24 protein-coding genes are annotated in these 25,198 nt (G+C 61.8%); 15 read left to right on the top strand and 9 right to left on the bottom strand.

What is annotated here, in order from left to right; all coding sequences use genetic code 11:
* Positions 1-12: 12 nt before the first annotated feature.
* The gene (locus AAGF34_RS15520; RefSeq protein ID WP_342616620.1) at positions 13-1,248 is read left to right on the top strand and encodes a urate hydroxylase PuuD; all 1,236 of its coding nucleotides are present in this window, start codon (positions 13-15) and stop codon (positions 1,246-1,248) included.
* A 15-nt stretch (positions 1,249-1,263) separates the two neighbouring features.
* On the opposite strand, the gene AAGF34_RS15525 is transcribed toward AAGF34_RS15520, so the two are convergent.
* Entirely contained in the window at positions 1,264-2,697 is a 1,434-nt protein-coding gene (locus AAGF34_RS15525) for an 8-oxoguanine deaminase (protein WP_342616621.1), read from the bottom strand.
* A gap of 194 nt (positions 2,698-2,891) precedes the next feature.
* Between AAGF34_RS15525 and AAGF34_RS15530 the strand changes: the two genes are divergently transcribed.
* Complete coding sequence (locus AAGF34_RS15530) at positions 2,892-3,554, top strand: Crp/Fnr family transcriptional regulator (protein ID WP_342616622.1); 663 nt, start codon at positions 2,892-2,894, stop codon at positions 3,552-3,554.
* Here AAGF34_RS15530 and xdhB read toward each other — a convergent pair.
* Both xdhB and xdhA read right to left on the bottom strand, forming a co-directional pair.
* Entirely contained in the window at positions 3,551-5,881 is a 2,331-nt protein-coding gene (gene xdhB, locus AAGF34_RS15535) for a xanthine dehydrogenase molybdopterin binding subunit (protein ID WP_342616623.1), read from the bottom strand. The two genes, AAGF34_RS15530 and xdhB, sit on opposite strands and share 4 nt — an antisense overlap.
* Positions 5,878-7,353, bottom strand: a complete 1,476-nt coding sequence (xdhA, locus tag AAGF34_RS15540; protein WP_342616624.1) for a xanthine dehydrogenase small subunit — start codon at positions 7,351-7,353, stop codon at positions 5,878-5,880. The genes xdhB and xdhA overlap by 4 nt, the downstream gene beginning before the upstream one ends.
* Before the next feature lie 84 nt (positions 7,354-7,437).
* On the opposite strand from xdhA, the gene AAGF34_RS15545 reads away from it, so the two are divergent.
* The 10 genes from AAGF34_RS15545 (at position 7,438) to AAGF34_RS15590 (ending at position 18,985) form a co-directional block, all read left to right on the top strand.
* Positions 7,438-8,367 (top strand): LysR family transcriptional regulator, encoded by a 930-nt coding sequence (locus AAGF34_RS15545; RefSeq protein WP_342616625.1) that lies wholly within the window; start codon positions 7,438-7,440, stop codon positions 8,365-8,367.
* Positions 8,368-8,384: 17 nt separating this feature from the next.
* Positions 8,385-9,995, top strand: a complete 1,611-nt coding sequence (locus AAGF34_RS15550; RefSeq protein WP_342616626.1) for an ABC transporter ATP-binding protein — start codon at positions 8,385-8,387, stop codon at positions 9,993-9,995.
* Positions 9,988-11,058 (top strand): ABC transporter permease, encoded by a 1,071-nt coding sequence (locus AAGF34_RS15555; protein ID WP_342616627.1) that lies wholly within the window; start codon positions 9,988-9,990, stop codon positions 11,056-11,058. The genes AAGF34_RS15550 and AAGF34_RS15555 overlap by 8 nt, the downstream gene beginning before the upstream one ends.
* Positions 11,058-11,981, top strand: coding sequence for an ABC transporter permease (locus AAGF34_RS15560; RefSeq protein WP_342616628.1), 924 nt, complete (start codon positions 11,058-11,060; stop codon positions 11,979-11,981). Before AAGF34_RS15555 ends, AAGF34_RS15560 begins: the two co-directional genes overlap by 1 nt.
* 42 nt (positions 11,982-12,023) lie before the next feature.
* Positions 12,024-13,181, top strand: a complete 1,158-nt coding sequence (locus AAGF34_RS15565) for a BMP family ABC transporter substrate-binding protein (protein ID WP_342616629.1) — start codon at positions 12,024-12,026, stop codon at positions 13,179-13,181.
* Positions 13,182-13,244: 63 nt separating this feature from the next.
* Positions 13,245-14,228, top strand: coding sequence for an aromatic ring-hydroxylating dioxygenase subunit alpha (locus AAGF34_RS15570; RefSeq protein ID WP_342616630.1), 984 nt, complete (start codon positions 13,245-13,247; stop codon positions 14,226-14,228).
* Between the two features lie 5 nt (positions 14,229-14,233).
* Complete coding sequence (locus AAGF34_RS15575; protein ID WP_342621113.1) at positions 14,234-15,274, top strand: adenosine deaminase; 1,041 nt, start codon at positions 14,234-14,236, stop codon at positions 15,272-15,274.
* 10 nt (positions 15,275-15,284) lie between these two features.
* Positions 15,285-16,628, top strand: coding sequence for a guanine deaminase (guaD, locus tag AAGF34_RS15580; RefSeq protein ID WP_342616631.1), 1,344 nt, complete (start codon positions 15,285-15,287; stop codon positions 16,626-16,628).
* A 67-nt stretch (positions 16,629-16,695) separates the two neighbouring features.
* The gene (dcd, locus tag AAGF34_RS15585; RefSeq protein WP_342616632.1) at positions 16,696-17,268 is read left to right on the top strand and encodes a dCTP deaminase; all 573 of its coding nucleotides are present in this window, start codon (positions 16,696-16,698) and stop codon (positions 17,266-17,268) included.
* A 238-nt stretch (positions 17,269-17,506) separates the two neighbouring features.
* A complete protein-coding gene (locus AAGF34_RS15590; protein ID WP_342616633.1) occupies positions 17,507-18,985 on the top strand; it encodes a DEAD/DEAH box helicase in 1,479 nt (492 codons plus the stop codon).
* Between the two features lie 45 nt (positions 18,986-19,030).
* On the opposite strand, the gene AAGF34_RS15595 is transcribed toward AAGF34_RS15590, so the two are convergent.
* Positions 19,031-19,876, bottom strand: a complete 846-nt coding sequence (locus AAGF34_RS15595) for a symmetrical bis(5'-nucleosyl)-tetraphosphatase (protein ID WP_342616634.1) — start codon at positions 19,874-19,876, stop codon at positions 19,031-19,033.
* Between the two features lie 24 nt (positions 19,877-19,900).
* On the opposite strand from AAGF34_RS15595, the gene AAGF34_RS15600 reads away from it, so the two are divergent.
* Positions 19,901-21,214 carry a hemolysin family protein gene (locus AAGF34_RS15600; RefSeq protein ID WP_342616635.1) on the top strand — a complete coding sequence of 438 codons (1,314 nt, stop codon included), beginning with the start codon at positions 19,901-19,903 and terminating at the stop codon, positions 21,212-21,214.
* Here the strand turns inward: AAGF34_RS15600 and AAGF34_RS15605 are convergent.
* Positions 21,211-21,981: a YdcF family protein gene (locus tag AAGF34_RS15605; protein WP_342616636.1), complete on the bottom strand. Its 771-nt coding sequence runs from the start codon at positions 21,979-21,981 to the stop codon at positions 21,211-21,213. The two genes, AAGF34_RS15600 and AAGF34_RS15605, sit on opposite strands and share 4 nt — an antisense overlap.
* 121 nt (positions 21,982-22,102) lie before the next feature.
* On the opposite strand from AAGF34_RS15605, the gene AAGF34_RS15610 reads away from it, so the two are divergent.
* On the top strand, positions 22,103-22,729 hold the full coding sequence (locus tag AAGF34_RS15610; RefSeq protein WP_342616637.1) for an excisionase family DNA-binding protein: 627 nt from the start codon (positions 22,103-22,105) through the stop codon (positions 22,727-22,729).
* A gap of 12 nt (positions 22,730-22,741) precedes the next feature.
* Here AAGF34_RS15610 and AAGF34_RS15615 read toward each other — a convergent pair whose 3' ends face one another.
* Positions 22,742-23,983 (bottom strand): MFS transporter, encoded by a 1,242-nt coding sequence (locus AAGF34_RS15615; protein WP_342616638.1) that lies wholly within the window; start codon positions 23,981-23,983, stop codon positions 22,742-22,744.
* An 87-nt stretch (positions 23,984-24,070) separates the two neighbouring features.
* On the opposite strand from AAGF34_RS15615, the gene ybgC reads away from it, so the two are divergent.
* Entirely contained in the window at positions 24,071-24,469 is a 399-nt protein-coding gene (gene ybgC, locus AAGF34_RS15620) for a tol-pal system-associated acyl-CoA thioesterase (protein WP_342616639.1), read from the top strand.
* Between the two features lie 13 nt (positions 24,470-24,482).
* On the opposite strand, the gene AAGF34_RS15625 is transcribed toward ybgC, so the two are convergent.
* The 3 genes from AAGF34_RS15625 to AAGF34_RS15635 are packed head-to-tail and all read right to left on the bottom strand — an operon-like array spanning position 24,483 to position 25,072.
* On the bottom strand, positions 24,483-24,671 hold the full coding sequence (locus AAGF34_RS15625) for a hypothetical protein (RefSeq protein WP_342616640.1): 189 nt from the start codon (positions 24,669-24,671) through the stop codon (positions 24,483-24,485).
* An 8-nt stretch (positions 24,672-24,679) separates the two neighbouring features.
* A complete protein-coding gene (locus tag AAGF34_RS15630) occupies positions 24,680-24,880 on the bottom strand; it encodes a hypothetical protein (protein ID WP_342616641.1) in 201 nt (66 codons plus the stop codon).
* Entirely contained in the window at positions 24,881-25,072 is a 192-nt protein-coding gene (locus AAGF34_RS15635; protein ID WP_342616642.1) for a hypothetical protein, read from the bottom strand.
* Positions 25,073-25,198: the final 126 nt, after the last annotated feature.

Genomic DNA, 25,198 nt, shown 5'->3' on the forward strand with positions numbered 1-25,198 from the left:
GAGAGACCTTGCATGGAAAGCTACATTCTGGATTGGGCCAATCTGTTGCTGCGCTGGGTGCATGTCATCACGGCCATTGCCTGGGTGGGTTCGTCGTTCTACTTTGTCTTTCTGGACAGCAGCCTCACCGCTCCCGAGGATGAAGACCTGAAGCGCCAGGGCGTCAGCGGGGAGCTGTGGGCCGTGCATGGCGGGGGCTTCTACCACCCGGTCAAGTTTGCAGTGTCCCCACCCAAATTGCCGCATCACCTGCACTGGTTCTTCTGGGAAAGCTACAGCACCTGGCTGACGGGCTTTTCGCTGTTCACCGTGTCCTACCTCTGGAGCGCGGGCACTTATCTGATCGACAAGACGGTGATGGACTGGTCGCCGGCCATGGCGGTAACGGCGGCACTGGGGTTCCTGGTGGTGTTCTGGTTGGCCTACGACACCATCTGCCGCACCCTGGGTGAGCGCAAGGATGGCGATGGCATTGTGGGTGCCCTGGTGCTCATTCTGGTGTGTGCGGCTGCCTGGCTGGCCTGCCACTGGTTTGCGGGGCGTGCCGCTTTCCTGCTGATGGGTGCCATGATTGCCACCACCATGAGTGCCAATGTGTTCTTCTGGATCATCCCCGGCCAGCGCGCCATGGTAGCCAGCATCAAGGCCGGCCAGCCGGTGGACCCCATCCACGGCAAGCGCGGCAAGCAGCGCAGCGTGCACAACACCTACTTCACGCTGCCGGTGCTGTTTGCCATGCTCAGCAACCACTACAGCTTCACCTACACCCATCCGCAGAACTGGCTGGTGCTGGTGCTGATGATGTTTGCGGGTGCTGCCATTCGCCAGTTCTTCGTGATGCGCCACGGCTACAAGCTGGGGCGCAATCCGCATCCGTGGAAGTACGCTGCGGTCGGTGTGGTGGCCATCGTGGCGGTGATCGTCTGGCTCAAGCCCGCACCGGCTGCTCCGGTTGCGCAAGCGGCTGCGCCCACCGCACAAGGCACCGCCGGTGCGCCCGGCGGGCCCATCAGCTACAAGACGCTTCAGCCCATCCTGGCGCAGCGCTGCTACATGTGCCACGGCGAGCAGGTGCAGATGAAGGGCGTGCGCCTGGACTCACCCGAAGGCGTGGCCAGGAATGCGCAAATGGTTTATCAGCAAGCCGTGGTGACGCGCATCATGCCCATGAACAACGCTACCGGCATCAGCGACGCCGAGCGCGGCATGATCAAACAGTGGTTCGAGTCCGGCGCGCACACCGACTGAAGCGGCTACGGCACATCAGTTGCCGCAAAGCAGAAGCGCCAGTGCGTTGTGCCGCTCCACCAGCGGCCCCAGGTCCACGGTGGCAAGTTGCCCCTGGCGCACCACCACCTTGCCGTTGACCACCGTGTAGTCGGTCTGCGGGCTGCCGCACAGCAGCAGCGCACCTACCGGGTCATGCACGGCGCCGCCTGCAAACGACAGGGTTTGCAGATCAAACAGCACCAGGTCGGCGCACATGCCCACTTGCAGACTGCCGATGTCCTTGCGCCCCAGCACCTCGGCACCGCCACGCGTGGCCATGTGCAGCACGTCACGCGCAGTCATCTCTGCGGGCCCCAGGTCGCAACCGAAGAAGGTCTTGCGTTCGCCTGACGGCAGGGTTCTTTCTTCTGCTGGTTGCATGGCGCGTCCCACACGGGCCAGCAGCAAGGCCTGGCGCGCTTCATTGACCATGTGGGCTGCATCGTTGCTGGCGCAGCCATCCACGCCCAGTCCCACCGGCACACCGGCATCGAGCATGCGCCGTATGGGTGCAATGCCGCTGGCCAGACGCATGTTGCTGCAGGGGCAATGGGCCACGCCAGTGCGCGTGGCGGCAAACAGGCTGATGCCTTCGTCATCGAGTTTGACGCAGTGCGCGTGCCAGACGTCATGCCCCAGCCAGCCCAGGTCCTGCGCGTACTGCGTAGGCGTGCAGCCGAACTTCTCCCGGGAATAGGCCAGGTCGTGGTCGTTCTCGGCCAGATGCGTGTGCAGACGCACCTGGTAGCGTCGTGCCAGCTCGGCTGAGAGGCGCATCAGATCGCGGCTCACGCTGAAGGGTGAACACGGAGCCACTGCAACGTGGGTCATGGCGCCGAAGCTGCCGTCGTGGTGTGTTTCGATGACGCGCTGCGTGTCCTTCAGGATGAAGTCTTCGTCTTCCGCCACGCGGTCCGGCGGCAGGCCGCCCTTGCTCTGGCCCACGCTCATGCTGCCGCGTGTGGCAACAAAACGCATGCCGATGGCGCGCGCGGCTTCGATGCTGTCGTCCAGTCGCACGCCGTTGGGGTAGATGTAGAGGTGGTCGCTGCTGGTGGTGCAGCCGGAGAGCAACAGTTCGGCCATGGCCACCTGGGTGGAGACATGAATCATCTCGGGCGTGAGCCCGGCCCACAGCGGATACAGACCTTGCAGCCAGCCAAACAGCTCGGCGTTCTGAACGGACGGAATAGCCCTGGTCAGGCTCTGGTACATGTGGTGGTGGGTGTTCACCAGACCGGGGGTCACCAGGTGTTGGCGGGCATCAATCACCTCGTCTGCCTGCAATGCCTCAGGTGGCATGGCGGCCGCGGGGCCTATGGCTTCGATGCGGTTGTCGCGGATATAGATAGACGCGTTTTTCAGCTCAGAGCGGTGGTCGTCTTGGGTTGCAACAGTGTGGGCGTTATGGATCAGGAGCGTGGTCATTGGGGTAATGCTTACAAATAGATTAACCAAGAACCGAGGCCGAATCCCACTGAAAACGGTTGGTTTCCAGAGGCGAGCGCCGCGTTGCCGTGCGTACCGGGCTGTGCCACGCAATCATAGCGCGCTGCCGCTTTTCATTAGATGTTTGATATTTCTCAATGTAGCTCCAGCGCCAACGCGGCACAGTTGCCCCCATGCTAGTTAACCAAAACGATTTTGTTTCTGCGTACCCAACCCAGTTGGTGGCGCCCGGCGCGACCTTGTTGCGGCGCTCGGTCGCGGCAGACAAGGTCATATTTGTTGAGTCTGGCCGTGTGGTGCTAGGCATCGCCGCCCCGGATCAGATCTGTCTTGAAACACAGACTCCCGGCGCAAAGACGATGGAGCACCAGCTGGGCACAGTGGTGGGCCCGTCCTGGCTGGAGGTCAATGCCGCGGTGCTGGGTTTGCCGAGCGCAGTGGACGCACAAGCCGAAACTGAAGTGGTGCTACACAGCGTTCCCTTGGAAGATTTTCGTGCGCTGATCACTGGCGGCTCACCAGCAGCCCATGCCATATTGATCGACGTGGCCCGTGCCCATCGACAACAAACCGAATTGGCAGTGAGCCGTCTGGCCAAGGACGCGGAAGCGCGCTGTGCCGAATGGCTGTTGCGCCATGCGGAGTCCAGTGACAAGGGCGTTTGCTCTGTGAAGCTGCAGCAACGCAAGCGCCTGATTGCCGCACAACTGGGCATTGCTCCTGAAACACTTTCGCGCGTGCTGCGCCACCTGCGCGAACGGAGCCTGATCAGCGGATCAGGCCGCATCGTCAACCTGGTGGACCCAGGCGGACTGCGCTCGCTGGCCGGCGTTTAAGCGCCCAGCGCTTTCAACACATTTTCCGCAGTGGCAGGTGCCGTGAGATGCACCACGCCACCGTCTGCGCGCGCCTGTTCCACCGCGTGGCGCAGAGCCTCATACACGCTGATGGCCAGCATGAACGGGGGCTCGCCCACGGCCTTGCTGCCAAACACGTTGTCTTCGCGGTTGGGTTCGGGCCAGAGCGCCACCTTGAAGTGCTGCGGCACGTCGCCTGCTGTTGGAATCTTGTAGGTGCTGGGGGCGTGGGTGCTGAGGTAGCCCTTGTCATTCCACACCAGTTGTTCGGTCGTGAGCCAACCCATGCCTTGCACAAAGCCGCCTTCGATCTGGCCCACATCAATGGCCGGATTGATGCTGTGGCCCACGTCATGCAGGATGTCCACCTTGAGCACCTTGCTCTCGCCGGTGAGCGTGTCGATGGCCACTTCAGTGCATGCCGCACCATAGGCAAAGTAGTAGAACGGGCGACCAGTGAGGGTGACCTTGTCGTAATGGATTTTGGGTGTGCGGTAGAAGCCATCGCTCCAAAGCTGGATGCGGTTGGCATAGGCCAGATGCACGACTTCATCAAAGCTGCGCGTGACGGTGGGCGAATGCACTTGTCCGCCCGCAAAGCGGATGGCACCGGCGCCGCAGCCATCCAGGCCGCAGACAAAGGCTGCCAGATTGTCACGCACGTGGCGCGCTGCGAATTGGGCGGCGCGGCCATTCAGGTCCGTGCCGGCCGATGCAGCCGTGGCTGAGGCATTGGCCACCTTGCTGGTGTCGCTGGCCGTGGCCATGACACGCTCAAACGGAATGCCCAACTCATCCGCAACGATCTGCGAGACCTTGGTGTGCAGGCCCTGGCCCATTTCGGTCCCACCGTGGTTGACCTGCACGCTGCCGTCCGTGTAGACGTGCACCAGCGCACCGGCCTGGTTGAACAGGGTGGCGGTGAAGCTGATGCCGAACTTCACCGGCGTGATGGCGATGCCGCGCTTGAGGACGGGGCTGGCACTGTTCCAGGCCTCGATGGCAGCGCGGCGTTTGCGGTAGTCGCTGCTTTTTTCCAGGGTGGTGATGAGGGGGAGCAGGATGTTGTCCTCCACCTTCATCTGGTAATGGGTGGTGTCGCGCTTGCCACTGCCGTCGGTCAGTGCCTCGTCACTGTAGAGGTTGCGCAGGCGCACATCCAGCGGGTCCATCTTCAGGTGGCGGGCGATATTGCCCATGATGGCTTCGATCAGGATCACGCCTTGCGGACCACCGAAGCCGCGGAAAGCCGTGTGGCTCTGGATATGGGTCTTGCAGCGGTAGGACGCGATGTCCACATGTTCCAGGTAGTAGGCGTTGTCGCTGTGGAAGATGGCGCGGTCGGCCACCGGGCCGGACAGGTCGGCACTGAAGCCGCAATTGGCCGCCATCGTCAGTTGCAAGGCAGTAAGGCGACCACTGTCGTCAAAGCCCGCGGTGTATTCGTATGCAAACGGATGGCGCTTGCCGGTGACCATGAAGTCGTCGTCGCGGTCCAGCCGCAGCTTGATGGCCTGGCCCAGCTTCTTGGCCGCCACGGCGGCCCACACCGCCAGATGGCCGGCCTGGGTTTCCTTGCCGCCAAAGCCGCCACCCATGCGGCGGCACTCCACCCGCACCGCGTGGTTGTCCACGCCCAGGGCGTGCGCCACCCAGTGCTGCACTTCGCCCGGATGCTGGGTGCTGCTGTACACCGTCCACTGGTTCTGCTCCATGGGCAGCACATAGGCCACCTGACCCTCCAGGTAGAAGTGTTCCTGGCCGCCAACTTCCAGCGTGCCGCTCAGGGTGTGTTGCGCCTTCTTGAGGCCGGCTGCCGCATCGCCGCGACGCACATGCACCGGTGGCAGCACATAGCTCTTGGCCGCCAATGCATCCTGTACCGTCAGGATGGCGGGCAGGGGCTGGATATCGAGCTTGACCTTGCGAGCGGCCCGGCGCGCCTGCATGGTGGTCTTGGCAATCACCAGGCCGACCACTTGGCCGATGAACTGCACGGTGTCGGTGGCAAAGATCGGCTCGTCTCCGGCAAAGGCTGCCAGTATGGGGTCGCCAGGGATGTCCGCGGCGAGGATGACGTCCACCACGCCGGGCATGGCCAGCGCCGCACTGATATCGACCCCCTTGAGTCGCCCATGGGGCTGGTTGGACAGGATGGGGGCTGCGTGCAGCGTGCCACGCACCTCGGGCAGGTCATCGATGTAATGCACTGCGCCGGCGACCTGCGCGGCCGCACTTTCATGGGGAAGCGAATGCCCGGCGGCAGACTGCGCTGCTTGTGCGGCGACGGAAGGGTTCTTGCTCATGCTGCGGCTCCTTCCAGTGCCAGGGATTCCAGTGAACAGTCCGGCGTGCCCTGGCCCTCCAGCCAGAAGCGCTGCAGCAGATTGCCCAGCACTTCGCTGCGGTAGGCGGCCGATGCGCGCATGTCGCTGATCGGGGTGAATTCGGCCCGCAGGACGCGCATGGCCTGTTGCACGGTGTCCTGGGTCCAGGATTTGCCGAGCAGTGAGGTCTGTGTCTTGTGGGCGCGTACCGGGGTGGCTGCAACGCCGCCCACGCCGATGGACGCGTGGGTCACCACACCATTTTCCAGGTGCAGGTTGATGGCAAGGCACACGGCAGAGATGTCATCCTCGAAACGCTTGGAAATCTTGTAGGCGCGGGAGAATTCGGCCTTGCTTGCCTTGGGCACCTTGATCCAGGCCAGCACCTCATCCGGGGCCATCACATTCTTGCGGTAGCCGATGTACAGGTCTTCCAGCCGCAGCTCCCGGTGGCCCCGTGCGCTCATCAGAACCACGTTGGCACCCAGCGCAATCAGTAGCGGCATGGAGTCGCCAATCGGAGAGCCGTTGGCCACATTGCCGCCCAGGGTTCCGGAATTGCGCACCGGCAGTCCCGCAAATCGGTGCGCAAAGCTGGCCAGTTGGGGGCGGTCAGCCACCAGAGCTGCAAACGCATCCGCCAGGGTGACGGCGGCTCCGATGGCCATGTGGTGCCGGTAGTGCTCCACCCGGCGCAGCTCCTTGACCCGGGTGACGTCCAGGATGCGGGGAAACTGCATGTGCATCTTGTTGATCCACAGCCCCACATCGGTACAACCCGCGACCAGTTGCGCCTCTGGGTGGCGAGCCCGCAGTTGCAGCAAGTCCTGCAGGCGCGTGGGAAGCAGATAGCCGGGGGCCGATTCTGCTTTGGTCGGAGAGGGCTTGGCCTTGGTCTGGGTTGCCATGCGGCGCAAGCCTTGCAGTACCTCGGCTTCATTGACCTTGACCGCAGGCAGCTGTTGCATGGCCTGGGCAGCGTCCAGAATCGGACGGTAGCCGGTGCAGCGGCACAAGTTGCCCGAAAGGGCGCCCTGCGCCTGCTCGCGGCTGATGGGCTGCCCGGCCTTTTGCTCGTACAGACCGAACAGGCTCATCACAAAACCGGGGGTGCAAAAGCCGCATTGCGAGCCGTGGCACTGCACCATGGCCTGCTGCACCGGATGCAGTGCGCCTGGCGCACTGCCAATGTCCTCCACGGTCCAGAGCGCCAATCCGTCCACCGAATGGGCAGTGCGGATGCAGCTGTTGATGGCCTTCATCTCCAGCTTACCGTTCTTTTCTTCACCAATCACCACGGTACAGGCGCCGCAGTCGCCTTCACCGCACCCCTCTTTGGTGCCGGTGCAATGCAAGTCTTCGCGCAACAGATCCAAAAGAGTGCGGTTGGTTTCTGCGTTCAGTTGGACGATCTGGCCGCGGCGCAGAAATCGAATAGGTTGGGGGGTCATGCTAGGTTCCTCGTGCGGGAGGGTAAATCGGGAGATTGCCACAATCCATACGCATTAGCATATGGCACCCATCAGCACGCACGTATGAGAGACCAAAACCTTTTCGACAAGATAGACCTTCATCTGATAAGGATCCTCCATACCGTGTTGACAGAGCGCAGTGTTTCACGAGCCGCCGTCCGCCTGGGCATGCACCAGCCGGCGGTCAGCAGCGCGCTCAAACGACTGCGGGATTTTGCGGGCGACCCACTTTTGGTGCGTTCCGGTTCCGGAATGGTGCCTACCGTTGCGGGTCAGCGCATGCTGGAACCAGCAGCCAGCATTTTGCGTGCCGCCCAGATGCTGTTCTCGGAAGCGCGGGGCTTTGAGGCGGCCCGGGCCCAGGATACCTTTCGCGTAGCGGCTTCGGATTACCTGGACCCGCTGTTCCTGCCGCAACTCGTGGCAGAGATCAAAGGCCAGGCACCTTCCTGCGAAATTGAAATCCATCCGCTCTCACCCGCCGCCGACTACCGGACCCAGTTGGCGCAGGGGGAGGTGGATGTAGTCATTGGAAACTGGCTATCTCCGCCGCAGGACTTGCACCTGGGCCGCCTGTTCAGCGATGAGGTGGTGTGTCTGGTGTCGGACAAGCATCCGGCAGTACGGCGGGGCTGGGACCAGGAATCCTGGCTGAACGTGGAGCACATCGCACCGGGTGCCACCCATCCGGGCGCCAAAGGATTTGTCGATGGGCATCTGGCCTCGCTGGGCCTGCAGCGGCACATCGTCGCGCGATGCCCTTACTTCGGATTGATCCCTGGTATGGTGGCATCAACCTTGCTGGTGCTGACCACCGGACGGCAGTATTGCGAACGCTTTGTGAACACGCTGCCGGTCCGGATATTGCCCTGCCCGATTGTGTTTCCGACCATGATGTACTACCAGCTTTGGCATGAACGCACCCACGCTTCCGAGTCTGGACGCTGGTTGCGGGAAAGAGTCAAGTCTGCCGCAGCGAAGCTTCGAAAATAAGAAGGAAATAGCACACGATGACGCATCCCCGATTGCAGCTTTCCGGCATTACCAAGGCCTATCCGGGCGTGGTGGCCAACAGCGACGTCTCCCTCACCGTCATGCCCGGCGAAACCCATGCGGTGCTGGGTGAAAACGGTGCCGGCAAATCCACCCTGATGAAGATCATCTACGGTTCAGTCAAACCCGACGCCGGAGAGATCCGCCTGAACGGCCAACCGATCCACATCCGCAATCCCAAGGAAGCGCGGGCAAATGGCATCAGCATGGTGTTCCAGCACTTCAACCTGTTCGACACCATGACGGTGGCAGAGAACGTCTGGCTGGGCCTCACCCGCACTTCGCTGGAGCAGGTGACCGCGGCCATCGTGGCCAAGGCCGAGGAATACGGGCTGGATATTGACCCGGCGCGCCCGGTCCATACCCTGAGCGTAGGTGAAATGCAGCGGGTCGAAATCATTCGCGCTCTGTTGACGCGCCCGGAGCTGCTGATTCTGGATGAACCCACATCGGTGCTGACGCCGCAGGCCGTGGAAAAACTCTTCGTGGTGCTCAAGCAGTTGTCGTCGGAGGGCTGCAGCATCCTTTACATCTCGCATAAGCTGCACGAGATCCGCGAGCTCTGCACGGCCTGCACCGTGTTGCGCGGCGGCAAGGTCACCGGTGTGTGCAATCCGCAGGAGGAAAGCAATGCCTCGCTGTCGCGCCTGATGATTGGAGCGGAGCCGCCGCAACTGCAGCACGTTGCCCAGCCTACGGGTGAGGCCCGCTTGACGGTACGCAACCTGAGTTTGCCGCGTGAGGACCAGTTCGGTGTGGACTTGGAAGGCATCAACCTGGAAGTGCGTGCCGGTGAGGTAGTGGGCATTGCTGGCGTTTCGGGCAACGGCCAGAAGGAGTTGCTGTATGTGCTCTCCGGAGAAGATTGCCGCTCTCCCGCGGGCAGCATCCGGATGGGCGACAAGGATGTGTCGGCCGTGCATCCGGGCGGGCGGCGCAAGCTGGGCCTGCACTTTGTGCCGGAGGAGCGCCTGGGGCGTGGCGCAGTGCCTACGCTGAGTCTGGCCCACAACCTGCTACTTACGCGCACGGGTTCCATCAAATACCCCGGCTTTGCCGGTGGCTGGATTCAGGTGAAGAAGCTCGAAGAGCACGCGGCCAGCATCATCAAGTCTTTCAATGTGAAGGCCAACGGGCCCACCGCGGTGGCGCGCTCGCTGTCGGGCGGCAACCTGCAGAAATTCATTGTGGGCCGCGAAATCGATGCCAAGCCCACGCTGTTCATTGTGTCGCAGCCCACCTGGGGTGTAGACGTGGGCGCGGCGGCACAAATTCGCGGTGAAATCCTGGCCATGCGCGATGCCGGATGTGCGGTGCTCGTGGTGAGTGAAGAGCTGGAAGAACTGTTCGAGGTGAGCGACCGCATGCACGTGATAGCGCGTGGCAAGCTGTCGCCTTCGATACCGATTGCAGAGGCGACCGTGGAAAAGATTGGCGAATGGATGAGTGGTTTGTGGTCAACAGAGGAGGGCCCCGATGCCGGGCCGCCCCAAGGCGGGGCAGCCCCCCTCGGGGGGGCTGCGACCCGCGCAGCGGCGGAGCGTGGGGGGCAACTTCATCATGCTTAAGCTGGAAGCCCGTCCCCAGCCGTCCAGTTTCTGGAGTTATGGCTCGCCCTTGCTGGCCCTGTTGTGCACCGTGGTGATCGGTGTGATCCTGTTCGTGCTGCTGGGCAAGGACCCGGTGCGCGGTCTGCAGATATTCTTCTGGGACCCGCTCAAGTCCGGCTACGCGCTGGGCGAATTGGTGGTCAAGGCGACACCGCTGCTTTTGATTGCATTGGGGCTGGCAGTGTGCTTCCGGTCCAATGTGTGGAACATCGGTGCCGAAGGCCAGTACCTGATTGGCGCAGTGGCTGCGAGCGGCGTGGCCCTGCTGGCCGACAAGACCAGCAGCACGTTGATCGTCATACCCATCCTTGTGGCTGGTGTGCTGGGCGGCATGGTGTGGGCAGGCATTGCGGCCTTGCTCAAGGACCGCTTCAATACCAATGAAATCCTGGTCAGTCTGATGCTGGTGTACGTGGCCATTCAGGTGCTAGGTTACCTGGTGTATGGCCCCTGGAAGGACCCCAACGGATACAACTTTCCACAGACCAAGAACTTTGAGCTGGCAACGCACATTCCGCGGCTGTTCAACGGCTCGCGCATGACCATCGGCGTGCTGTTCGCGCTGGCGGGCGTGGTGGGCATGTGGGTGTTCCTGTTTCGCACGCGGGCAGGTTTTGCGCAGCAGGTGGGTGGACTGGCACCGGCGGCGTCGCGCTACGCAGGCTTCTCTTCACGTGGCGCCTTGTGGACTGCGTTTCTCATCTCCGGCGGTATGGCCGGGCTGGCCGGTGCGCTGGAAGTTGCAGGCCCGATCGGCCAGCTCACACCCTATGTGCCGGCAGGCTACGGGTTTGCCGCCATCATCGTGGCCTATGTGGGGCGCTTGCACCCGGTAGGCATGATGTTCTCGGCCATTCTGATGAGCATGTTCTATATCGGCGGTGAACTGGCGCAATCGCGACTGGGCCTGCCCAAGTCCTTGACCGGTGTGTTCCAGGGCTTGCTGTTGTTTACCCTGCTGGGGTGTGACACGCTGGTGAATTACCGTCTGGTGTGGAAGCGCACCGTTGGAGCCAAATAATGGATTCTTCCTACGCACTGCTGATTGCGGCCACGCTGAATGCGGGCACCGTGCTGGCGATTGCTTCTCTGGGTCTCTTGATCAATGAAAAGGCCGGTATCGTGAACCTGGGTGCCGAAGGCGTCATGCTTTGCGCGGCGATTGCCGGGTTCGCCACGGTGGTGGCCACGGGCAGTGACCTGATGGGTTTTCTGGCTGGCATCGTCGTGGGCGCCCTGATGGCGGGTGTCTTCGGGGCACTGGTGATCTGGCTCAACACCAACCAATACGCCACCGGACTGGCCCTGAGCCTGTTTGGCTCCGGTTTCTCTGCGTTTGCGGGCATTCGCTACGTGCAGGAAAAAATCCCCGAGCGGCCCCAGTTTGAAATTCCCTTCCTGTCGGACATTCCCTTTGCGGGCCCCGCGCTGTTCAGGCAGCATCCGCTGGTGTACCTCACCGTGGTGTTTGCCGGTGTGCTGATCTGGTTCCTCTACCGCACCCGTGCGGGGTTGATCCTGCGCAGCGTGGGTGAGAGTCCCGAATCGGCCCATGCACTGGGCTATCCGGTACGGCTGATACGCCTGGGCGCAGTGATGGCCGGCGGCGCCCTGTGTGGCCTGGCAGGTGCCTATATCTCCATCATCTATACGCCCCTGTGGGTGGAGGGCATGGTGGCCGGCAAGGGCTGGATTGCGCTGGCGCTCACCACCTTCGCCACCTGGCGTCCGGCACGGGTTTTGCTGGGTGCCTATCTGTTTGGAGGCGTGACCATGTTGCAGTTCCATTTGCAGGGCATTGGGGTGGATATTCCAAGCCAGTTCCTGAGCATGTTGCCGTACCTGTCCACCATCGTGGTGCTGGCACTGATTTCGCGTAACCCACGCTGGATTCGTATTAACATGCCAGCTGCCATTGGCAAGCCGTTCTACCCGGGCTCCTGATTTCCCAACCGTAAGACTCCGTTTTTTAAAGAAGGAATAGACATGACAGATTTGCAGAAACGTTCGTTGCTGAAAATAGCGGCGCTGGGCGCTGTAGCTAGCGCCGTGCTGGTTGGCTGTGGCAAAAAGGAAGAAGCGCCTGCGCCGGCACCAGCCCCCGCTCCGGCCGCTTCTGCTCCTGCTCCCAAGCCCGAGCCACTGAAGATCGCCTTCGCCTACGTCGGCCCTGTGGGCGACGGTGGCTGGACCTTCGCACATGACTCCGCCCGCAAGGCACTCGAAAAGGAATTTGGCGACAAGATCGTCACGTCCTTCGTGGAAAACGTGCCCGAGTCTGCCGATGCTGAACGTGTCATCCGCGACATGGCGACCCAAGGCAACAAGCTGATCTTCGGCACCACCTTTGGCTACATGGAAACCATGCTCAAGGTCGCTCCTGACTTCAAGGACGTGAAGTTCGAGCACGCCACCGGCTACAAGACCGCTGACAACCTGCGCACCTACGACAGCCGCACCTATGAAGGTGCCTACATGGCTGGTGTGATCGCCGGCAAGATGACCAAGAGCAACGTGCTGGGCGTCGTGGCTTCCGTGCCAATTCCTGAAGTGATCCGCAACATCAACAGTTTCACCTTGGGCGCGCAAAGCTCCAATCCCAAGATCAAGACCAAGGTGGTGTGGGTGAACGAATGGTTCAATCCGCCCAAGGAAACCGAAGCCGCTACCTCGCTGATCAATGGCGGTGCGGACATCCTGTTCCAGAACACCGACTCTCCCGCGGTTCTCAAGACTGCACAGGACAAGGGCAAGCGCGCATTCGGCTGGGACTCTGACATGACTGCCTATGGTCCCAAGGCTCACCTGGCTTCCAGCGTCATCAACTGGACTCCCTACTACATCAAGGCCACCAAGGATGTGCTGGAAGGTACCTGGACGACCGGCCAAAGCTGGTGGGGTGTGAAGGAAGGCGCGATCGACATCGTCTCTATCGCTGAAGACGTGCCCGCCGAAACCAAGGCCAAGATCGACGAAGTCAAGAAGGGCCTGACCGACGGCTCCTTCGCCATCTGGAAGGGCCCCATCACCGACAACACCGGCAAGGTGCAGCTGAAGAAAGATGAAGTGGCTGATAACAAGTTCCTGGGTGGTCTGAATTTCTACGTCAAGGGCGTGGAAGGCAAGATCCCCGGCGGCAAGTAATCCATTGGGTCGCTGACAAGGGCCGCCTTCGAGCGGCCCTTTTTGATTGGGCAGACAGACAACATGATGGAAAAAGAACTGTGGCATCCGGTGGTGCTTAGCGAGTCGGTCACCAGCACGCCCCTGGCTGGCGTTCTGCTGGAGCAGCCGCTGGTGCTCTGGCGCGATGGACAGGGCAGGGTTCAGGCCTGGGGTGACCAATGCCCGCACCGCGGCGCCCGCCTGTCGCTGGGGCGGGTCTGCGAAGGCCGGCTGGAGTGTCCCTACCATGGCTGGCAGTTCGATGCCGTAGGCCAGTGTGTGCACGTGCCCGCGCTGCCGCAGTTTGTTCCACCCGCTACGCATGCTGTCAAAACCTTTGCCTGTACCGAGCGCAATGGGCTGGTCTGGGTGCGCCTGGCCGGGCCGGGTGATGCAACCTTGCCCGCATTCGCAGCAGAAGACGACGCGCAGTTGCGCAAGGTCAACTGCGGCCCGTATGACGTGGCCGCCAGTGCGCCGCGCATCATCGAAAACTTTCTGGACATGGTGCACTTTGGCTTTGTCCACGAGGGCTGGCTGGGCAGCCGCGACGTTGCGCAAATTGCCGAATACGCCGTTGAGGCAACGCCGACCGGCTTGCGTGCGACCGGCTGCAAGGCCGTGCAGCCGCAGAGCAACCTGCACTCCACGACGGCTGCGGAAGTGGCTTATACCTACGAGGTGACAGCGCCCTACACGGCGCAGCTCACCAAGGTGCCCGACGCGGCCAGCGTGGCATTGCAGGGTTACCGCGAGTCGATCGGTCTGTTCATCTGCCCAGTGACTCCCGAGCAAAGCCGGGTCTGGTTCCGGCTGGCCGTGGCCGATTTCACCTCCCCCGACCAGGTGCTGCGCGATTTCCAGCACACCATCTTCACGCAGGACCAGCCGGTGCTGGAGTCGCAGAGCCCGAAGCGCCTGCCGCTGGATTTGCGTGCAGAAGTACATACTGCGGTGGACAAGGCATCTTCCGCCTATCGCCGCTTCTTGAAGCAGCAAAACGTTTCCTTTGGAGTTATCCCATGAACCCTGTGCGCACAGTCAAACCGGTGGCTGCTGATCGCATGCCCGCGCTTCTGCGTGCCATGCCCAAGGCCGAACTGCATATGCATATCGAGGGCTCGCTGGAGCCCGAGCAGATGTTTGCCTTTGCCCAGCGCAATGGCGTGGCGCTGAAATTTCCCAGTGCACAGGCGGTGCGCGAGGCCTACGTGTTCGACAATCTGCAGAGCTTTCTGGACATCTACCACGCGGGCACGCTGGTGCTCAAGACCGAGCAGGACTTCTACGACATGGCTTGCGCCTACCTGCAGCGCGCGCAGGCCGACAACGTCACCCACACAGAGCTGTTTTTCGACACACAGACCCATACTGGCCACGGCCTGAGTGCCGAGATCGTGGTCAACGGACTGCATCGCGCCTGCATGGACGCGCCTGCCAAGTTCGGCATGACGGCGTCTCTCATCCTGTGCTTCTTGCGCCACTTGAGCGAAGAAGAGGCTTTCGAGTGCCTGGAGCAGGTGCAACCGCTGCGCGACAAGATAGTGGGCATTGGCCTGGCCAGCAGCGAAGTCGGCCATCCACCGGAGAAGTTCGCCAAGGTGTTTGCGCGTGCACGCCAGTTGGGCTACCGCCTGGTCGCCCATGCGGGTGAAGAGGGCCCGCCGGCCTATATCTGGAGCGCGCTGGATGTGCTCAAGGTGGAGCGCATCGACCATGGCGTGCAGTCCATGCAGGACAAGGCCCTGATGCAGCGCCTGGCCCAGGACCGCATTCCGCTCACCGTGTGCCCGCTGTCCAACCTCAAGCTCTGCGTGTATCCATCGCTGACGCAGCATGCCATTGGCCGCATGCTGGAAGCCGGCATGGTGGCCACCATCAATTCCGACGACCCGGCCTATTTCGGCGGCTACATCAACGAGAACTTCACCCAGACCTTTTCAGCATTGCAGTTGGGCGCGCAACAGGCCTACCAGCTCGCGCTCAACAGCTTCGACGCTAGCTTCATCGAGCCCAGTGAGCGCGCGCGGCATATCGACAAGCTGAATGCAGTGTTTGACTCCTTCCAGTAAATTGGCAGCCATGAAAGCCTATCGCGCCTCCCTGCTCTGGTTCGCTCCCCACAGCGAGGGCCCGGTGCAGGCCCTGTACGAAGAAGACGGCATGCTGGTGGTGGGGCCGGATGCCAAGGGTCTGCAGGTCGTGCAGGCCATCGGTCCCTGGCGCGAGGTGTCGGGCCGCTACGCACATGTGCCGGTCGAAGACCTGCGCGGGCGCATCATTGCCCCGGGCTTTGTGGACCTGCATGTGCACTTCCCGCAAACCAATGTGATCGGCTCGCCCGCCAGCGGCTTGTTGCCCTGGTTGGAGAACTACACCTTCCCCGAGGAAAAGCGCTTTGCCTCCATCGAGCACGGCGCCGAGGGCGCGCAGTTCTTTGTGGACGAGCTGCTGCGCAACGGTGTCACCACGGCGCTGGCTTTTGCAACCTCGCACACGGCCTCGGTCAACGCGCTGTTTGCCGAAGCGCAGGCGCGGAGCATGCGCATGATCACCGGCCTGTGCCTGATGGACCGCCATGCACCGGCCGACCTGCTGAACCAGCAGTCCGCTGGCGGCCATGTGGACGCCACTCTGCAAAGCCTGATGGACAGCGAGGCGCTGATCCACCACTGGCACGGCAAGGACCGCCTGGGCTACGCCATCACGCCACGCTTCGCTCCTACCAGCACCGACGCGCAATTGCGCGGGGCAGGGGAGCTGGCCGCACGCTACAGCGACGTCTGGATCCAGTCCCACGTGGCTGAGAACAAGGACGAGATCGCCTGGGCACGCGAACTGTTTCCCCAGTCCCGCAGCTACCTGGCCACCTATGCCGACTTCGGCCTGATGCGCGAGCGCGCGGTGTATGCGCACTGCATCCACTTCGACGACGATGACCGCGCCCTGATGCGCGATACCGGCTCCAGTGCCGCCATCAGCCCAACCAGCAACCTGTTCCTAGGCAGTGGCTTCTTCGATTACGAAGGCGCCGACCGCGTCGGCTTTGGCTACGGCCTGGCCAGTGACGTAGGCGGCGGCACCAGCTTCAGCCCGTTCCACACCATGCTGGCGGCCTACTACGTGGGCCGCGAAGGCCAGACCAAGCCAGGGTTGTCCTTATCACCGCAGCACCTGTGGTGGCAGCACACGGCGGGAGCAGGGCAGGTCCTGGGCGTCAAGAACGAAGCCGGGCAGTCGATTGTTGGCAATCTGCTACCAGGCTGCGAGGCGGACTTTGTGGTGCTCAATCCCAAGGCCACGCCGTTGCTGGCGCGCAAGACGGCGCTGGCCTCCAATCTGGATGAGTTGCTGTTCTCCATGATTGTGTTGGGGGATGACCGGTTAGTTGAGCGCACGGTGATTTCGCAAGGGCCTTCGGCGTAATCAGACGAACAACCCTCTTGGCTATTGCCACTGCGTACAATCAAGCCCCCTACAGGAGTTGAGCCCCATGAGCATCAAGAGCGACAAGTGGATACGCCATATGGCCGAAACCACCGGAATGATTGAACCGTTTGAGCCGGGTCAAATCCGCCAGCGCGACGGCCAGAAAATCATCTCCTACGGCACCAGCAGCTACGGCTACGACATCCGCTGCGCACCCGAATTCAAGGTCTTCACCAACATCCACAGCACCGTGGTCGACCCCAAGAACTTCGACGAAAAAAGCTTCGTCGATTTCCACGACGACGTCTGCATCATCCCGCCCAACAGCTTTGCCCTGGCCCGTACCCTCGAATACTTCCGTATTCCACGCAATGTCCTTACCGTTTGTCTGGGCAAAAGCACCTACGCCCGCTGCGGCATCATCGTCAACGTCACCCCGTTCGAACCTGAATGGGAAGGCTATGTGACCTTGGAGTTTTCCAACACCACACCGCTGCCCGCCAAGATCTATGCCGGTGAGGGCTGCGCCCAAGTGTTGTTTTTTGAGAGCGACAAGGACGACGTCTGCGAGATTTCCTACAAGGACCGCGGCGGCAAATACCAGGGGCAGGTGGGCGTCACGCTGCCCAAGGCCTGATCTGCTGCCAATACCGTTTCGACCAGTCGCTGGCCGAAAACCGGGCATTGGAGGATAATGCGGGTTTGCCCCTAGCCTTGGGGGCGCCCTGCTATCGGATGGATAGCTCACATTTTGGCTATGCCTTAACCGTTTGAATACTGAACTGAATTCCCCCTCTGAGACCGTCTCCCCCGCAGCCAACGCTGCCCCTGAGAGCACCGTCCATTCCAACGTCCTGACCCAGGACACCCCCGTGATGGCTTTTGCCCAGCTGCAGTTGGCTGCCCCTATTGCACGGGCGGTGGCCGAGATGGGCTATGAGTCCATGACGCCGATCCAGGCACAAGCCATTCCCGTGGTGCTCGCCGGGCGCGACGTCATGGGCGCGGCCCAGACTGGAACCGGCAAGACCGCCGCGTTTGCCCTGCCGCTGTTGCAGCGCATGATGAAGCACGAAAACGCTTCCACATCCCCCGCGCGCCATCCGGTGCGCGCCCTGGTGTTGCTGCCCACGCGTGAGCTGGCCGACCAGGTGGCCCAGCAGGTCAAGCTGTACGCCAAGTACACCAACCTGCGCAGCGCCGTGGTGTTTGGCGGCATGGACATGAAGCCGCAGACGCTGGAGCTCAAGGCCGGCGTGGAAGTGCTGGTGGCCACCCCAGGCCGTCTGCTGGACCACATTGAAGCCAAGACCGCCGTGCTTAACCAAGTGGAATACGTGGTGCTGGACGAGGCCGACCGCATGCTGGACATCGGCTTCCTGCCCGACCTGCAGCGCATCCTGTCGTACCTGCCCAAGCAGCGCACTACGTTGCTGTTCTCGGCGACGTTCTCACCCGAAATCAAGCGCCTGGCCAATAGCTACCTGCAAAACCCGACCACCATTGAAGTGGCGCGTTCCAATGCCACCGCGTCCACCGTGGAGCAGCACTTCTACAGCGTCAACGAAGACAGCAAGCGCCACGCCCTGCACCAGATCCTGCAGAGCCGCGGCATGAAGCAGGCCTTTGTGTTTGTGAACAGCAAGCTGGGCTGTGCCCGACTGGCCCGTTCGCTGGAGCGCGAAGGACTCAAGACTGCGGCCCTGCATGGCGACAAGAGCCAGGACGAGCGCCTCAAGGCACTCGAGGCCTTCAAGAAGGGCGAAGTGGATTTGCTGGTGTGTACCGATGTGGCCGCGCGCGGCCTGGATATCAAGGACGTGCCTGCGGTGTTCAACTTCGACATCCCCTTCAACGCCGAAGACTATGTGCACCGCATCGGCCGTACCGGTCGTGCTGGTGCCTCCGGTCTGGCCGTGAGCTTTGTCGGTGGCAACAACGATGCGCGCCTGGTGGCTGATATCGAAAAGCTCATCAAGAGCAAGATCGAAATCGAGGCGCTGGAGTTCGACGAAGACCTACCCGACATCCGCAAGCAAGGCCGCATCAACGATGGTCGCCGCATGTACCACGAAGACGGTGGCGACAATGGTCGAAGCGAACCGCGCCGTGACGCCCGCCCAGAAGGACGTGGCGATGCGCGCAGCGAGAGCCGTGGTGGCCGCAGCGAAGGCCGACGCGAGTATTCCCGTCCGGCGCCGGCTCCGCGTGATCCGTTCTTCGACAAACCCTATGAAGCACCGGCAGCAGACGCCGCACCTTCCTGGGAGGCTGCAGCCAAGCCAGCGACCCGCAGCATATCGGCCAACATCAAGCCCAAGCGCAAGGTGGCAGCACTGTTCAAGTCGGAGTGACAAACGGGCCCTTGGGGCCCGTTTTGCTGTGCGGCCATTGCGGGCTTATTCGCCCGGCTTTTGCGCCTGCTCGCACTGCACCTGGATCAGTTCCGCATCCCAGCCCTGTTGCAGGGGCGTGACGCGCATGGCGCTCAGGCAACCACCCCACACACAGCCGGTATCCATGGACAGCACATCCCCACGGTCCAGATGGCCCAAGGTGGACCAATGGCCGAACGCGACCGTACTCTGCGCCGTGTGGCGTCCGGGCACATCAAACCACGGCATATAGCCTGGCGGGGCGGTCGTGCCGCTTTCTCCGAATTCCATGGTGCCCTGCGGCGTGCAGAAACGCATGCGGGTGAGGGCATTGACCACCACGCGCAGCCGCTCGGCTCCCTGCAGCGCTTCATCCCAGGACGCAGGTGCATTGCCATACATGGTGGCAAAGAAGTCCGCCACCGTACTGGAGCGCAGCGCAGCTTCCACCTCACGTGCCAGCTCCAGGGTTTGTGCCGCGCCCCATTGCGGCAGCACGCCGGCGTGCACCATCAGCATCTCGCGTCCGCCCCATTGCTCCAGCAGAGCCATGTTCTGGTGGCGCAGCCACTCCAGCATGGCGTGGCGGTCGGGGGCTTGCAGAATGCACTGCAGTGTGTCCTTGCGCCCGGGCTTGCGTGCGCCGTAGGAAACGGCCAGCAGGTGCAGATCATGGTTGCCCAGCAGGCAGCGGGCCGAAGCGCCATAACCCATCAGGCGGCGCAGTACCGCGTCCGACGCCGGGCCGCGGTTGACGAGATCTCCAAGAAGGTAGAGCGTGTCGCGGCTGGGCGAGAAGGATATTTTTTCCAGAAGACGCTGCAATGCGGCATCGCAGCCTTGCAGGTCACCGATCATGTAAAGTGCCATGTCTACATTTTCGCTGAAGGCTGCATGGACTTTTTAGTCATTCTGGTGCTCACGTTGCTCAACGGCGCGTTCGCCATGTCGGAGCTGGCGCTCACCGCCAGCAGGAAAGTACGCTTGCAGACCATGGCCGACGAAGGCGACGCAGGGGCCAAAGCGGCGCTGGAGCTGCTGGACAACCCGACGCAATTTCTCTCTGTCGTGCAGGTGGGTATCACCGGCATCGGCATGTTGAACGCCGTGGTGGGCGAGGCCGCCTTTGGTGACGGTTTGGCAGACGTACTGGAACGTACCTTCGCCTTGTCGCACAAAGCATCCGGCGTGACCTCCACTGTGCTGGTGGTCACGGCCATCACCTTCATCACCATTCTGTTTGGTGAACTGGTGCCCAAGCGCATCGGGCAGCTGTACCCGGAGCCGGTGGCCCGTGTGGTGTCGCGCCCCATGCTCTGGATTGCGATTGCGGCCAAGCCCTTTGTGCGCCTGCTGTCGCTGTGTACCCATGGCATGCTGCGCTTGCTGCAGATCGACACCAGTGACAACCGCGCCGTGACCGAGGCCGAGATTTCCGCCAGCCTGGAAGAAGGCGTGGACGCTGGCATCATCGAAGAACATGAGCATCAGATGGTGCGCAACGTGTTCCACCTCGATGACCGCACGCTCACCTCCATGATGCTGCCGCGCTCCGACATCGAGTGGCTGGACGCCAGCAGTACCGTGGCCGAAGCGCTGCAACAGGCCAGTGGCGCAGCGGAGAAGAACCCGCACTCCTGGTACCCGGTGTGCCGCGGTTCGCTGGACGACGTGGTGGGGGTGGTCAGTGTGGCGCGCATGCTGGAGCGGGGTGTGCGCTACCCCTACGGCATCGGTGCACTGGTGGAGCCGGCGGTGTATGTGCCCGAGACGTTGACTGGCATGGAACTGATCGAGCAGTTCCGCACCAAGGCCGCACGCATGGTGTTTGTGGTGGACGAATACGGCGTGGTGCAGGGCCTGATCACGCCTCACGATGTGCTGGAGGCCATTACCGGAGAGCTCAAGCCAGAGGTGCAGGAAGAAGCGTGGGCCACCCAGCAGCCCGACGGCTCCTGGCTGCTGGACGGCCTGATGCCGGTGGCGGAACTCAAGTCGCGTCTGGATATCGAGCAGGAACTGCCCCACGAAGACCGCGGCCGCTACAACACGCTGGCCGGGTTGCTGATGACGGTTTCCGGCCACATGCCTTCAGTGGGCGAAAAAATTGTCTGCGCCCAGTGGCGCTTCGAGGTCAAGGAACTTGATGGTCGGCGCATCGACAAAGCGCTGGCCTGGCATCTGCCCCAGGGGCCTGTCAAGCCCTAGAGGCGACCCGCCAGGCGGTAGGCGGCAATACCAATGCATTCGTGCAGCAGCAGCTCCCACTGCTCCGCACCGCTACGCAGGGAATAGCTTGTCAGCGGCGTCAGGCCGCCCGTGCGAAAGTCTACCGGATAGGGCGTTACCTTCCAGCCAGCCTTCTCAAAGGTGCGCAGCGAGCGCGGCATGTGCCAGGCGGAGGTCACGAGCAACCAGCGCTTGCTGGTATCCACTCCGGGTAGCTCCTTGGTAAAGAGGGCGTTTTCATAGGTGGTGCGGGATCGGTCTTCCAGCGCAAGGGCCTCTGTAGGCAGTCCCATGCTGGTGAAGAAATTGCGGGCCCGCTCGGCTTCGCTGGGACCGGTTCCAAACAGTTCACCTTCACCGCCGGTGAACGCCACCCGCAAGGCAGGATTGCGGCGCCAGAGCGCAAAAGCGGCTGTCATGCGTTCCGCACTGGAGTTGAGCTGAGGCAGCGCATGGTGCGCACTGACCCGGCCTGACTCCAGCGCACCGCCCAACACGATGACGCCCGCATAGCCACTCAGGTCGGCTTGGGCCCCCAGCTCCGGGTACTGGTCTTCCAGTTGGCTGAGCAACGCGTCCGGCAACGTGGTTACGCCACTTAGCGCCAGCAGAACCGTGCCACAGGCCAGCAGTCTGCGGGCGGCACGGGGGTTGTTTTTGCCGAGGTAGCAGGCCAGTGCCAATAGCAGCAATACCCCGTTCAAAGGCTGTGCAAGAAGATTGAGGAGCTTGGAAAAGAACAACATGGGATAAGCTGTAGCCGGATGCTAGCAGCAAGAAAGGCCGATAAAGCGGTCCGTGTCGCCTTCTGGATGCCATATCCGTGCCTCTGCCGATAAAATCTCTACGAACAATCAGAATCGTTCCATGCGCAAAATTTCCGCCAATGAAGATGTCATGACCACCCGCGAAGCCGGGGAAACCCTGGGCGTGGCCGTTCGCACCGTGCAGCTGTGGGTGGAAGCGGGAGTTTTGCCAGCTTGGCGTACTGCGGGTGGACACCGGCGGATTGCCCGAAGCGCTGTCGAAAAACTCATGGCCGAGCGTCAGCACGACCTGAGTCCCGTCAACGGCACCGCAGCAGCGGTTCCCACGGCACTCAAGTTGCTGCTTGTGGAAGACGACCCGCACCTGCTGCGCTTGTTCAGCGGCGTAGTATCCGGTTGGCCGTTCCCGGTGGAGCTGACGACTGCAACCAACGGCTTTGACGGGCTGGTGCGCATTGGCGAGAAGCGTCCGGACATCGTGGTTTCAGACTTGGTCATGCCCGGCATGGATGGATTCGAGATGCTGCGCGCGCTGACCAAGCCCGACTCGGCTTTCGCCGGGCTCAAGTTGCTGGTGATTTCGGCATTGAGCACGGACGAGATCAATGAGCGCGGTGGATTGCCCGAAGGCGTTATCTGTTTTCAGAAGCCTGTGAACTACGCCAAGCTGGAAACCCTGGTGCACAAGCACTTCACCGATAAGCTGCAACGCGTTGCGCTGAACTGAGCCACCGAAGCCTTATCGGGGGCTGTCGGGCTGAGAGGTGTTGCGTACCCGCAGCGCGCCAGGCACCCCGAGCTGCGGATGCAACTGGCCAGCAATCGCCCAACCCAGCAGCAGTGCACATCCTCCCGCGGCAAACACGCCCGACACTGTGGTGAATTGCAGCACTGCCCAGGCCAGCGCCGGCGACAGAATCCCCGACACATCGCGAAAGCTCGAGTACACCGCCGACATTTCCGTGCGTTCCGAAGGTTTAACCGACATCAGGAAGGGTAGACCGGCGCACACATCCAGCAGCACCAGGCAGTAGGACCCCAGAATCAGTATGGCGATGGTGGCCCAGGGCAAGGGCGACACCAGGGTAGCCAGCACAAAGCAGGTTGCGCTGCACAAAAACGCCGTACGCATGGCGCGGCGTACCGAAGTGCTTTGAACCCAGCGGTACATCAGCGGCGCAGCAATCAGGCCCATGTTGGCAAGTGACGTAGCCACACCACCCACCTCATCGCCCAGGCCGTTTTGCACTGCGAAGATGCCCAGATACACGAAGTAGAACCACCAGCCGCACGAGCGTATGACGGCAAACAGCCAGCCACCGATCAGGCGCGGCTGCACAAAGAAGCGCTGCAAATACACCAGTGGATTGGAAGCTCCGGAGCGCTGTCGGGACATGGCGCGCCCATTGCCCAGCCGCAGGTACCAGATGAAACCCAGAATGGCCGCAGCGCCCAACCCAGCCAGCAGGAATGGCGTGCCGTGCCAGACCGGTAGCAGCTGCACCCCCAGAGCCGGGCCCAGCACCCAGCCAGGCGCACCGTAAAACATGCGCAGGGATTCCAGCCGTGCAAAGTCCGTCTTGGACACATGGTCCAGCACATAGGCGTTGAAACAGACAAAGGAAGTGGCCGCTGCCAGGGTGTTGCACATCAGCGCTGCCGTGACCCATTTGCCGCCCAACATGCCAAAGCCAGCCGACACCACATACAGGCTCACACCCAGCGTGTAGACCCAGCGGCGTTGCATATGTTGCGTCAGCAAAGGCACACCCAGCGCCGTGAGCAGCGACAGCACGCCCACCACGAAGTAGATTTCCGACACCACCTGCGCATCATTCCACGCGCGGTACATCAGCAAGGGGTAGGCCGCCAACGTGGCGCCACGCACCAAAGCTTCCAACCCGGCAATCAGCGCAAACTCACGCACGCCCGGTTCAACGGGCGGACGTACAGGTGTGGCGATGGGGGATTCGGAACTCAAGACAGATCGTTTTTCGAGGTGGCAGAAGTATCGCACCGCGGCCGCGCCGCTGTTCAGCGAATAATCGGTATTTTGAAAGAGAAGATTTTGAGCCAAGCCAACAGTCCCTTGCAGGTGCGGGTTTATTGGGAAGACACCGACGCGGGCGGTGTCGTTTTCTATGCCAACTACCTGAAGTTCTTCGAGCGTGCGCGTACCGAGTGGTTGCGTGCACTGGGTGTCTCGCAAAGCGCGTTGCAGGCCGAGCAGGACTGCATCTTTGTCGTGGCGGAAGTGAACCTGCGTTACCTGGCTTCGGCTAGGTTGGATGACCTGTTGAATGTCACCGTGCGGGTAGCGGAGTGTGGCAAGGCATCCATGCTGCTCGAGCAGCAAGCGTGGCGAGACGAAGTGCTGCTGGCCGAAGCGTCGGTCCGAATCGGTTGCGTGAATGCATCCAACCTGCGGCCCCGGCGTATTCCGGAAACCATTCGCCAGCTTTTGTAATCAGGACAGCGGTTTACTTGTCGTCGGGAACCGGGCGAGGCTGTTGCATGATGGCCTCCACCTGTTGCTTGACCTGTTGTGGCGCCTGCTGCAACTGCTGTTGCGAACTCTGTGCAGAACCACCGGTCAATTGCTTCTTGACCAGTACGGACACGATGCCCAGCACGATCAGCAAGCCAACGATTCCCAAAATGCCCTTCATGACGTGCCTTAGGGGGAGGGCTTTATGGATTCAAATGCGGCCCATACCGAATCGCTGAACTTCTCTACGACTTCGGGCTCTGGTACCTCTTCGAAATACACGTTTTGTTTGGCGGCAGCCGCAGGTTCAGATTGCGCTTCAACGGGAACCGGCGGGGTTTCTGTCGCGGGCTTCTTGGGAACCCAGACCCGCTTGATGGGATTGAGCATTTACAGGCTACCTCTTTGCGACTCTTCAAAATCCCGGTTGAAGGCGATTTGTGAATCCTGAAAGTCGTTCCATGCTTCTTCGGAGTCAGACTCAATGGCCTCGGGCACCGGTAAGACGGGTGCAGGTTGCACGGGCGGTGCATCACCGCTTCTGACCAGTTCTTCAAGAAGCGTCTTCAAGTCCTTGTCCATACCAACTCCTGATTTTTATATTGCAGTTGCCAACGCGAGTATAGGTAATTCACACACTTTTACCTCCCGTGTTTCCAATTTTTACATACGGTTGACGCTGGCGGCTTACGATGCGCTTAGGCAAAT

Origin of the sequence: Rhodoferax sp. GW822-FHT02A01, from assembly GCF_038784515.1 — a bacterium.
In the GTDB taxonomy this organism is placed as follows: Bacteria; Pseudomonadota; Gammaproteobacteria; order Burkholderiales; family Burkholderiaceae_C; genus Allorhodoferax.